This window comes from Pinibacter aurantiacus (assembly GCF_019130065.1).
GTDB lineage: Bacteria > Bacteroidota > Bacteroidia > Chitinophagales > Chitinophagaceae > Pinibacter > Pinibacter aurantiacus.
On the sequence record NZ_JAHSPG010000009.1, the window covers coordinates 56,680 to 69,538 of the forward strand.

The following is a 12,859-nucleotide window of genomic DNA, read 5'->3' on the forward strand; positions in this document are numbered from 1 at the left end:
CAGAGATTATAACGAAAGACAACCATCTTAATGTTTTAGTTCGATTTCATCAATAAGAAAAAATAATTAATGAAATGAGCACGACAACAATTTTGCCCAGCAAAGGCATGATTAGTTTCATGCGAATTCCATCTGGCCAAAATAAAATAAAAAATATTCAGATGAAAAAGATATTCATCATAGCCTCCGCTGCATTGGTCTTCCATGCATCAATGGCGCAAAAAATAGATCGCTCTCAAAAACCAAAGGCAGGCCCTGCCCCGGTAATCACCATTAAAGATCCTGTAAAGTATACTTTGCCTAATGGCATCACCGTATTGGTTGTTGAAAACCACACATTGCCAAAAGTAGCTGCAAGCTATTTCATTGATGCCGGTCCAGTAAAAGAAGGTAGCAAAGCCGGCGTTCTTGGATTAATGGGACAAATGCTGAGCGAGGGAACCACCAAAAGATCAAAGGCTGATTTTGACGAAGCGGTAGATCAAATGGGCGCTGACGTGAGCCTTGGCTCAGGAAGCGCATCTGCATCTGCATTGACACGTTATTTCGACAAAGCGTTTATGCTAATGGCAGAAGGTATGCGTAATCCGGCGTTTACCCAGTCATCATTTGATAAGTTAAAATCACAATCACTGACCGGCCTGAAAGCTAGCGAGCGCAGTGCAAAAGCGATTTCGGGAAGAGTAGTAGGTGCATTGACTTACGGCAAGAATAACCCTTTTGGTGAATTTGAAACCGAAGAAAGCATCAACTCGATAACTCTTGCTGACGTTAAAACTGCTTACAGCAAATACGTAACGCCTTCAAGAGGTTATCTCACTTTTATAGGAGATATTAAACCTGAAGCGGCGAAAGCTTTGGCAGTAAAAGCCTTTGGCGATTGGAAGGGTACTACACTGGCACTGCCAACGGTAGCGAACGTGAACAATCCGGCGCAAACAGAAGTAAATCTTGTAGATGTTCCTAATGCTGTACAGTCTGAAATCACTGTAACCAATCTTGTGAACCTGCCAATGAGCAGCCCTGATTACTTCGCGGTATTGCTGGCAAATAACATTCTTGGTGGTGGTTCCGAGTCACGCTTGTTTATGAACCTTCGCGAAAAGCATGCATTTACTTATGGTGCGTACTCTGGCATTACTGCCGGTCGCTATCAAACAACGTTCGATGCCACGGCTTCTGTGAGAAATGAAAAAGCAGACAGTGCCGTTGCAGAAATTTTGAGTGAGATCAAAAGAATGAGAGATACGAAAGTAACAGACGAAGAGTTGAAAAATGCAAAAGCGCTCTACAATGGAACATTTGCTTTGGGCATGGAAAATACCGGCCGCATTGCAACTTTTGCTACAAACATTTTACTATACAATCTTCCGAAAGATTTCTACCGTACCTACTTGCAAAAAATCAACGCGGTGACTGCGGATGACATTCAACGAGTGTCACAGAAATATTTCAACTACAGCAATACACGTGTTGTCATCGTAGGAAAAGCGGAACAAGTACAGCCTGGATTGAAAAGCCTGGGTTATGCAGTTAATCAATATGATAAATATGCAAACCCTGTTACTGCAATGGCTGCAAAAACAACCAACGTTTCTGCAATGGATGTTGTGAACAACTACATTAAGGCAGTAGGTGGTGAAGCGGCGATAAGAAAAGTAAATACAGTATTGATGAATATGGACATGAGTGTGCAAGGAATGACAATGGATGCAGTTCAAAAGTCAATGAGTCCGAACAAAGAAGTGATGGAAGTGCGCATGAACGGCAATGTGGTAATGAAGGATATGTTTGACGGCGAAAAAGGATATCAAATGCAAGGCCCTAACAAAAGGGATATGGAGGCTAATGATATCGCTGATAAAAAGGCTAAGAAAAACATAGTTGACCAACTGGATTATAAAGAGCCTGGCTATAAGCTGGAAATGAAGGGCATTGAAAAAGTAAATGGCAAAGACGCGTATAAGATAGTAATTACAAGTCCTTCCGGTAAAGCGAAAACTGAATACTACGATGTAACCACTGCGTTTCTTTTAAAACAGGAAACTTCAAGTGTAGCATCAGGAATGGATCTTAGCCAAACGATGCAGTTTGATAACTATACTAAAGTGAATGATGTGCTTTTCCCTTTTGCAATGACCTTAACTGTAGAAGCTGGTGGTAATGCAACCGACATCGCTTTCAAAGTAAAAAGCGTTAAAATAAATGAAGGCGTGACTGCTGACGACTTTAAATAGGAGTAAGGAAAAATAATAATTTTAGAAAATCTACCAGTAAATGGTAGATTTTTTTATTTAGAAAATAAACAGGATTTTCGCTAGCGATCAATGTTCGGCATTCCCCTGCCAGTAAAAACTCTTTCCTCTTAGTATTGGCTTACTCAATCTGTGACGAGTACTTACCTGTAGTTTGTTTTTTTAATCTAAAAATACAGGTATGATTATTTTGGGAATTAATGCACACCATGCGGATTCTTCCGCTGCAATTTTTGTGGATGGGAAAATGATTGCTGCGATTGAAGAAGAGCGTTTTAGACGTGTTAAACATTGGGCCGGTTTTCCGTCTCTCGCCATAGAATTTTGCTTAAAAGAAGCACGGCTACTTATGGAACAGGTTGATTTTATAGCAATAGGCAGAGACCCTAAATCGAAATTGTTTCAGAAGTTATTGTTTTGGAGTTGCCATCCCTTGGCATCATTATCTTATATTCAAAAGAGAATATTTAATTCAAGACAAATATCATCGGGCTTAGTTGAGGATTTATGCAGTTTATCGGGAATACGGACTGAAATAATTGAGCATAAGCTACGACAAGTAGAACACCATCGTAGCCATTTGTCAAGTGCATTTTTCGCTTCTCCCTTCGACGAAGCGGCTATTTTGTCATTGGACGGTTCCGGCGATTTTACAACAACCATGACGGCAATAGGAAAAGGAAATAAAATAGAAGTACTCGATTCCATAAATTTCCCTCATTCAATTGGTATTTTTTACACTGCATTTACTCAACTTTTAGGGTTTCCACATTATGGCGATGAATACAAGGTAATGGGATTAGCGCCATATGGTGATCCAGGATTAACCAACAAGGTTAAAGAGTTAATACAATGGCCCGAAGAGGGCAGGTTTCGCCTTGATTTATCCTATTTAAGGTCACCCGCTAAAGGGTATGCCTTTTATGAAAATAACATTCCAATTGTTCCTTCACTCTTTTCAAAAAAAATGGAAGCAGTTTTTGGAAAAGCAAGGCAGGAGGGCGAACCCTTAACGCAATACCATATGGATTTGGCCGCTTCCGTTCAAAAAGCCACAGAGGAAACAGTATTTAAGCTGCTCACATTTTTACATACCAAAACTGGCTATGATAAAGTGTGTATAGCTGGTGGAGTCGCTCAAAATAGTGTGTTAAACGGAAAAATAACCAGGAATACACCGTTTAAGCAAGTTTATATTCCACCTGCAGGTCACGATGCCGGAATATCTATGGGAGCGGCTTTATACGTACAGCATCATCTTGAAGGTCTTAAAAGACAAGAGCCTATCCATAGTGCTTATACTGGCAGCTATTTCAGTGATGATGTAATAGAAAAGTTATTAAAGGAAAAAGGAGTTGGTTATACAAAAACTGAATGCGATAAACGCTATGCAACGGTTACCGAATGTTTAATAAATGGGGGTGTTGTTGGTTGGTTCAATGGGCGGGCAGAATTTGGACCGAGGGCATTAGGGGGAAGATCCATTCTCGTAGATCCGCGAAGAGGCGATGCAAAAGAAATATTAAATAAGAAAATCAAAAGACGGGAGAGTTTCAGACCTTTCGCTCCTTCAATATTAAAGGAATATGTTGATGAATATTTTGAAGTAAATGACACGGTGCCTTTTATGGAGAAAGTTTTTCCAATAAGAAAAAATAAGCAAGCTACTGTTCCCGCAGTTACACATGTGGACGGAACGGGGCGTCTTCAAACAGTTGATAAACTTATATCTCCTGACTATTATAAGTTAATAGATTGTTTTCGAATAAAAACGGGAGTTCCGATTTTGTTGAATACTTCCTTTAATGAGAATGAGCCAATCGTAAATTCTCCGGAAGAAGCGTTGAATTGCTTTTTGCGTACAGAAATGGATATGTTGGTGTTAGAAAACTTCATAGTGCACAGATAGCATTTTCTTTAGCTGTAGAAGCGGGTGGTAATGCAACTGATATAGCCTTCAAGGTGAAATGTGTTAAGATAAATGAAGGTGTGACTGCCGATGATTTTAAATAGAACAATAAGCCAATTAATAATTAGTAATTAATAATTAATAGGGCAACATTCAATAAAAAGCTCAACTCGCTAAGAGTTGAGCTTTTTACTTTTATGGTTGGTCCCGTTTAGTTTCGCAAACCACCTATTAATTATTCATTATTAATTATTAATTGGATCTGCAAAATGTCCCTCAATAGAAAGCGCCTGAAACGCCCGATGGATGCGCCATCGGGCTTTTTGTTTACATTGGCGTAACATGAGGTAACGATTTGTTCATTTTTGGTTAACGAATCGATAACGCCCGTTAATAGCTTGTTAACAATGCGCAGATACTTTTGCAGCATTCTTAACACAAAGCAAGTTTCGTGAGCAAATACATAACCCTATTAACAATCTCTCTATTACTAACGTGCTTAAGCTGGGCCCAACAAGTTACAAAGGTGTCCGGTAAAGTGCTGGATGAAGAGACATCCTCTCCACTCGTTGGAGCTTCTATCACAGTAGAAGGCATTAAGAAAGGTTACCTCACAGATGTGGAGGGCCGTTTTTTTATAGCCCTTGAGAACGGAAAAACATACAACATAACCATTACCAATGTTGGCTATCTCCCAAAAAAGATAGCAGCCATGCAGGTAAGCACTGATAATAATACGATAGATGTAGTGCTGCAGCGCAACAGCAAGTCTCAGTTGCAGGAAGTGGTTGTAAAAGGAAGCGCAAAAAAAGAAACCATTGCCTCTATATATAGTATTCAAAAAAACAGCGCCTCTATTTCTGATGGTATTTCTGCAGAGATCATTAAAAAATCTCCCGATCGTAATACAAGTGAAGTGTTAAAGCGTGTAAGCGGTGCTTCTGTTCAGGAGAATAAATTCGTAATCATCCGTGGCTTGAACGAAAGATACAACACAGCAATGCTTAACAACAGTATCCTGCCAAGCACAGAGCCTGATAGGAAGGCGTTTTCTTTCGACATCATACCTGCTTCTTTAATTGACAACCTTGTTATTTACAAGTCCTCCACTCCAGATCTTCCAGGTGATTTTTCTGGCGGCGCAATAAAAATTGCTACCAAAGATTATCCTTCGAAAAGATTAAGCGAGTTGTCTGTTAACATTGGCTACAACTCAAAAACCACTTTCAAGAATTTTTATACAGGGTTTCCAAAAGGCAAATATGATGCGCTTGGATTCTTTGATGACTCAAGATTGATACCTGCTCCATATTACAACAGAGGCGGATCTTTTATTAACGAAAAGCCAGAGTTTAAAAGAGAAGTAACTAAAATGTTCTCGAACACATTTGGTTATGAGCCTGCCAACCAAAGTCTTCCAAACATCAGCGTTTCCTACATGGGCGGCAACACAAAAATTCTCGGTGATAATAAAAAGCTTGGCTACATCTATTCGGTTGGCTACGCTAACGGCAGAAGGGTTTCTGAAAGACAGCGTGACGACTACCAGATTGATAAGGTGTTCTTGTATGGTTACAATACTAACAACTACGACGTTAGAAATAATTTAGCGGCATTATTAAACCTTACCTATTCTTACGGAAAGAGCAAAATTTCATTCAAGAACCTGTTCAACAATGACTTCGTAAACACCAGTGCATTGCGTTCAGGAAGAAATGAAGTAAACGGCGCGTCGAACTTTTTCGACATCAAAAGCGTGAATACCGAGCCTGCAAACAACGGTATCTTTAACTCGGTACTGGAAGGTACACACAAACTGCACCAGGACTGGACGCTTGACTGGAATGCTTCTTACGGCCTTACTTACCGTAACCAGCCCGACCAAAAGATACTTACCTATCGTTCGGAAGACAACTCACACGACAATTTTTACTTGAAACTGAACTACGAAAACTCTCCTGAGATCAGGAATGCGGGCCGTGTATATTCATTCTTACACGAGAATATCCTCGGAGCAAACGCAAATCTTACAAAGGAGTTTCGTTTGTGGAACCAGTCGCAGAAATTTAAAATAGGAACTGCGAACTATTATCGCGACAGGTCTTCTGAAGCAAATGCTTTAGGTTACGCATCACTTGATATGTATGGTGTACAGATCTATGAAGGAAAGAACACTTCTTTTAATAACATCTTCAGCCCGGAAAATATTGACGCTTACAATTTGACAGTTGCCAACATTGCAACAAACACCGTGCAGTACACCGGTCAGGCTATGCTGAATGCCGGCTACGTAATGCTCGACAATAAATTCAATGATAAACTTCGCTTAACCTGGGGTGCACGCGTTGAGAATTATCAGCAAACGCTTTCTTCTAAAAACAAAGCAGATATCAAGCTGAACAACCTGGATGTATTGCCTTCTTTCATTTTAACTTATGCGTTGAACAACAGAACGAACTTAAGACTTGCCGCTTCCCAGGCAGTAAACAGACCTGAGTTTCGTGAGTTGGCTTCTTATAGCGTGTACGATTATGATAACAATCTGAGCATTATTGGTAATGATAAATTAGTACGTTCTAAAAATACCAACGCGGACCTTCGCTATGAGTGGTTTCCAGCGGCCGGTGAAATTTTCTCTGTAAGTACGTTCTATAAATTCTTTGATAAGCCTATTGAGCAAACCAACAGAGGTAATGATGTTTTATCTTATGCCAATGCTACGAACTCTAAGGTATATGGCGCAGAGCTGGAAATCAGAAAGAAGCTTGATTTCTTTGGAAACCGCTTCATGGAACACTTCGCTTTCTACGTGAATGCTGCTTACATGAAAGGTTCTGTGAAAATTGATACAGTGGCAATCAATAGCCCAATGCAGGGACAATCGCCATACCTGATCAACACTGGTATTAACTACACTTCGTTTAATGATAATTTCTCTGTCAATGTATTGTACAACAGGATCGGACCGAGATTAAGGTTCCGTGCGATGAGCGGTGCAGCGATGAACATTTTCGAGAAACCCCGCGACGTGATCGACTTGCAGATAGCACAGAAATTCTATCATCAGAAACTGGAAGTAAAATTTACAGTGAGCGATCTGTTAGCTCAGCCATTTGCATGGTACTACAAGTTTGACAGCAATACCTCAAACATTAATTACAAGGCATCTGACGATAGGATCATTACCTCATTCAAATACGGAACAACGGCCATACTAGGCCTGAAATATAATTTCGGCAAATAGCCCTTTGTGATGCCGAAGATTTTAGAAAAACAAGAAAACAAAAACAATGAAAAAGATCGCAGCATTTCTTTTACTAGGATCCTTTGCGTTCAGCATTGGATGTAAAAAAAGCGACAGCTCTCCGGATCCAAGTGGTGGCGGCAACACCGGTGGTGATGTTGTTAACCCGGCTACAAACACTGTGGACATCCGTGGTGTAATTAAAGCAGACAGAAAATTTACCAAAGACAAAACATACCGCCTGCGTGGATATGTGTATGTAACAGACGGCGCAACTTTAACAATTGAGCCAGGTACTAAAATTGTATCTAACAAAGACTCCGCAGGTGTTTTGGTGATCTACAGAGATGCAACCATCGTTGCCGATGGTAATGCAGACAACCCAATCGTTTTCACTTCAAATGAAACTACAAAAGCTCCTGGTGATCTCGGTGGCGTAGTATTGGTTGGTCAGGCAAAAGGTAACAACAACCACACTGTTATTGAAGGTGGTGTTGATGCTGCATTCAGTGCATTTGGCGGTACTAACGATGCGCACAGTTCTGGTACACTCCGTTATGTACGTATCGAGTATGCCGGTAAAGCAGTTAACCCGGGCGATGAAATCAACGGTCTTTCTTTATATGGTGTAGGTTCCGGTACTACTATCGACTACATTCAGGTTATCCGTGGTTTGGATGATGCTTTCGAATTTTTCGGTGGCGCTGTAAACTGTAAACACCTTATCGCTTACAACTGTGCTGATGACGATTTCGATATGGACGACGGTTACCGCGGTATGATCCAGTACGCTATCTCTATCAAAGATCCTAAGTTCACTGATGCAAAAGGTACAACTGGTGATATCTCTAACAACTTTGAAGTAGATAACGTTAACCCATCTAACGGTTTCCAATTGAGCAGAACACCAATCACTGCACCTACTTTGTCAAACTTTACTGCGGTTGGTCCTAATAATGCTTCAGGTACTAGCACAGACTATGGTTATGGCATGCGTTGGAGAAGAGGTGCAAGATTTGTTTTGGCAAACTCAATCGTTATGGGTGGTCAGAAAGCTGGTCTTGATATCGATGATGATTCAACTGCTAACTACTATAAAAATGACACAAGCCGTTTCTACAACAGCTTCTTGCATTCAGTAGCGAACAATTTCCAATTGGGTAACTCAAGCGCTGTAAAAGTTTACGACGTAGCTTCTTTGCAAGCAAAAGTTACAGGTAATGATTTAAGCGCGGTTTACGCAGATCCTGCTGCGATCAAATTAACAGATCCGTTTAACACTGCAGCTCCAAATGTTAAGCCTGCTACTGGTTCACCTGCGCTTTCTACTGCCGGTAAATTTGATTACAGAGGTTTGACAAATGCATTCTTCGATAAAACATCTTTCGTAGGTGCAATGGATGCTACTAACGACTGGACAGCAAAATGGACAGTTTGGAATAAATAATTGATAGGAATTATAAACAACCCTATTTGACCGAATGGTTGCCAACGTGCAACTGTGTGTTAAGAATTAAAAATTCTAATCGCCCCGATTTCAATCGGGGCTTTTATTTTTTTTAGTTGTTAGTTGATGGTTGTTAGTTGTTAGAAAGTAACTGATGTTGCCTCTTTGTTAACACAACGTAACACTCGATTTATAAAGTATGCTTGAACTAAATGCCTAACAACCAACAACTAACAACGAGCAACCCCGATCTCTTAACATTGCGGTAATATTAGGATAACATTGGCTTAATGTTGCCTTAACATTGTGTTCACAGCTGTACTAGAGTTTTGCATAAAATTTAACACACAGATGCAACGTTTACTAGTGCTATGCATAGCCTTCTTGACTATGACGGCAATCACTAAAACCTATGCCCAGGAAACAACTGCTACATTGAGCGGATCAGTTTCTGGTGTCAATGGCGAACCTGCCCAGGGAGCTACCATTCTTGTAAAACATGAACCTACTGGTTTCAAAACAAGCACTCAAGCTAATAACAAGGGAACTTATTTTATACCTAACTTAAAAGTTGGCGGCCCTTACACAATTACTATATCATACGCAGGTTCAAAAACAGAAGAATTCAAAGACGTATACCTTTCATTAGGTAACAACCCAGACATTAACCTTGCGTTCAAACAAAGCAACAGCGAACTGAAAGAAGTAACTGTAGTTGCTGCAGGTAAAAAAACAGCAGCTGCCGGTCTTTCAGTAGGAAAAGTTCAATTGAACACCCTTCCTTCTATCGGTCGCGGTATTGGCGATTTCACAAGACTTACTCCTCAATCAAACAACAACTCATTTGCGGGTAGCAACTTCCGTTATAACAACTTCACTTTGGATGGTGCTATTAATAACGACGCGATTGGTTTCAGTAACTCCGCTGGTGGAACGAGCGGCGGCGGTCAAGCCGGTACTGCAGGTGCCGGTACACGTACAAACCCATACAGCCTTGAAACGATCCAGGAGATACAGGTACAACTTGCTCCATACGATGTAAAGCTTGGTAACTTTACAGGAGGTAGCGTAAACGCTGTAACTAAAAGCGGTACAAACGAATTTCATGGTTCATTATATGGCTTCGGTCGTACACATGCGTTGGTTGGTAAAAGCGTAGACGGTTTGAAAACCAAAATGAGCAATGACTTTTACGATTACCAATCAGGGTTCACTTTAGGTGGTCCGATCGTTAAGAACAAAGCTTTCTTCTTTATCAATGCAGAGCTTGGACGTGGTCAAATGCCTACATTCTACAATGCAGGTGATCCAGGCGCTGCGATGACAAAAGCTGAAGGCGATGCGATCATCAACAAAATGAAAACGCAGTACAACTACGATCCGGGCACTTACACACCAGGCAAAATTTTCACCAACAGTAATAAATTCTTCGCTAAACTGGATTTCAATCTTAGCCCAAAAAGCACTTTGATGGTCCGTGGCTTGTACACTTCTGGTTGGGGTAACAACCTTGAGCGTACTACAACTAACTTCCAGTTCTCTTCTACTGACTTTACTCAACACACCAACAACATTAACCTTGTTGCTGAGTTAAAAACAAAGATCAACAACAACGTAAGCAACCAGGCAATTGTGAGCTACATCAATGTACATGAGTACAGAGATTTTCCAACTCCAATGAACGCTTCTGGTCAGCCTTATGGTGTTCCTGCTACTCCATTCATCAGTATCGACAACGACCGCATTTGGTTGGGTACATGGAGAGAAGCTTCTATCTACAACATGAAGCAACAAACATTTGAGTTTACAGATAACGTAACTGTTACAAAAGGAATCAACAAATTTACTTTCGGTACACACAACGAGTTTTACAAGCTGTCATACGGATTCCTGAACTCATGGAATGGTCGTTGGGAATATTCAGGTGGTTTGAATAAATTCCTTGCTGACCAGCCTTCGCGTATCCGTGGTGTGTTCCCAAGAGACGCAAAAATTGACAATGACAGAAATTCTTTGTACGACAACGTTCCGGGCAGCAGCTACAATGTTAACCTTACAAGCTTGTATGCGCAGGACGAAATTGCCATCACCAAAAAATTCAAGATCACTCCGGGTGTGAGAGTTGACTATCCTTTCTTAGGGAAAAAATTCCCACTCGATTCAGCGTTGAATGGTACAGCCAACTACGTTTCATCTAATCCTACTTATTCTCACACTCCATTTAATGAATTTACTAATAAATGGTTGGGTGACGCTACAATATCTCCACGCTTAGGTTTTAACTGGGATATCAAAGGAAACCAAACATTGGTATTGCGTGGAGGAGCAGGGATCTTCGTAGGTCGTATGCCTTTCGCATGGATGGGTTATGCTAGTACGTTAACAGGTAACAACTTTGGTAACATTGACTACAGACCAGCTTCTGGTACAACAGTTGGTTTGGCAATGAATCCAACAAACCTGTATGATACCGTTTATAAGCATTCCCCTTCTGCAGCAAGCACACGTGAGGTTGATATCGTAGACAACAATTTTAAATTACCTGCGATCCTTCGTTCAAACATCGCAGTAGACTATAAATTCGGTAAAGGATATAAATTGACTTTGGATGCGATGTACACAAAAACCATCCATGATGTGAAGTTCCAGCAGATCAACGTAAAGGATAGTGCTCAGTACTATACTACTGGTCCTACTCAAACGCCTTACTATGTTGGTGGTAAAAACAATTCACAGTACTCTAACGTGTATTTGCTGACAAACACAAGCGAAGGTTACCGTTATAACTTAACTGCACAGTTAAGCAAAGTAACAAACGGAATCCCGGTAGGTAAGTATTCTACATTGAATCTTAACTGGATGGTAGCTTACACTTACGGTATGAGTAAAGACGTTTCAAACGGTATCCGCAACTCATTCCAAAGTAACTACGAGGTGAATCCTTCGATCAATCCGCAGAATACTCCATTGGGTTATTCGAACTTTGATCTTCGTCACCGTATCGTTGCTACAATCAGTGGTGCGTTGAACTGGAGCGCAAGCAACTCTACATCACTTGCATTCTTCTACTCAGGTCAGGCTGGTAGCCCGTATTCATTAATTTATACAAATGCACCATTTGGTAACTCATCAAATGCTCCATTGCCTTACATTCCTAAAGATCAAAGCGATATTCAATTGGCTGATTACAAAAAATCTGATGGAACAACATACACGGCAGCTCAACAGTACGCTGATTTGAATAAATTCATCGAAGGTGATAGCTACCTGAGCAAACACAGAGGTCAGTATGCAGAGCGTAACGGTTTGCGTACTCCATGGAACCACCAACTTGATATGAAGATTATGCACGAATTAAAATTGGGTGGTGGTAAACACTCACTTCAATTCAGCTTCGATGTGTTGAACGTATTGAATCTGATAAGCAACAGCATGGGGCACATTACGTTTGTAACCAACGTTAACAACTATACTGTTAACTTCCTGAAATTCGCTAATGACGGTTCAGGTAAAGCTCCGGGTTCACCAGCTTCTGGTTACTCACCAACATTCAACTTCTTGCCACCACCTGCAGGTGTTGATCATTACTACACTAATGATCCTATCAACTCTCGTTGGCAAGGTCAGTTCGGTATCAAATATTCTTTCTAAAATATTATATGCTGAAAACGGAAAGAGGTCGTCGAAAGACGGCCTTTTTTATTGCCTTATAGTGTAGTGTTTGAAAGTGCGCAATTAGGAATTAGGAATTAGGAATTAAGAATTCCGCGCATTCAACTAAGCCCCAGCGGGGCGGCACGTTAGTAGCTCCATAATAAAATTTGCAACCATAATACCAGCCCCAGCGGGGCGACATGTTAAACCGGCCCGTAGGCCGGAAATAGTAGGCAGGCAATGCTATTACTAGCTTACTATTACCTAAATGTTAATCCCTACACGCCTTTCCAACTTCTAATTCCTAATTTCTAATTCCTTCTTTACTTTCGTAACACAACACTAAAAAC

5 protein-coding genes are annotated in these 12,859 nt (G+C 40.7%); all 5 read left to right on the forward strand.

The annotated features are described in order from the left end of the window. Positions 1–161 precede the first annotated feature (161 nt). Complete coding sequence (locus KTO63_RS12940; protein WP_217791730.1) at positions 162–2,237, forward strand: M16 family metallopeptidase; 2,076 nt, start codon at positions 162–164, stop codon at positions 2,235–2,237. Between the two features lie 199 nt (positions 2,238–2,436). Further along, the gene (locus KTO63_RS12945) at positions 2,437–4,164 is read left to right on the forward strand and encodes a carbamoyltransferase family protein (RefSeq protein WP_217791731.1); all 1,728 of its coding nucleotides are present in this window, start codon (positions 2,437–2,439) and stop codon (positions 4,162–4,164) included. 451 nt (positions 4,165–4,615) lie between these two features. Beyond that, positions 4,616–7,408: a TonB-dependent receptor gene (locus KTO63_RS26460; protein WP_217791732.1), complete on the forward strand. Its 2,793-nt coding sequence runs from the start codon at positions 4,616–4,618 to the stop codon at positions 7,406–7,408. A 46-nt stretch (positions 7,409–7,454) separates the two neighbouring features. Further along, positions 7,455–8,855 (forward strand): hypothetical protein, encoded by a 1,401-nt coding sequence (locus KTO63_RS12955; RefSeq protein WP_217791733.1) that lies wholly within the window; start codon positions 7,455–7,457, stop codon positions 8,853–8,855. A gap of 351 nt (positions 8,856–9,206) precedes the next feature. Beyond that, positions 9,207–12,506 carry a TonB-dependent receptor gene (locus tag KTO63_RS12960; RefSeq protein ID WP_217791734.1) on the forward strand — a complete coding sequence of 1,100 codons (3,300 nt, stop codon included), beginning with the start codon at positions 9,207–9,209 and terminating at the stop codon, positions 12,504–12,506. Positions 12,507–12,859: the final 353 nt, after the last annotated feature.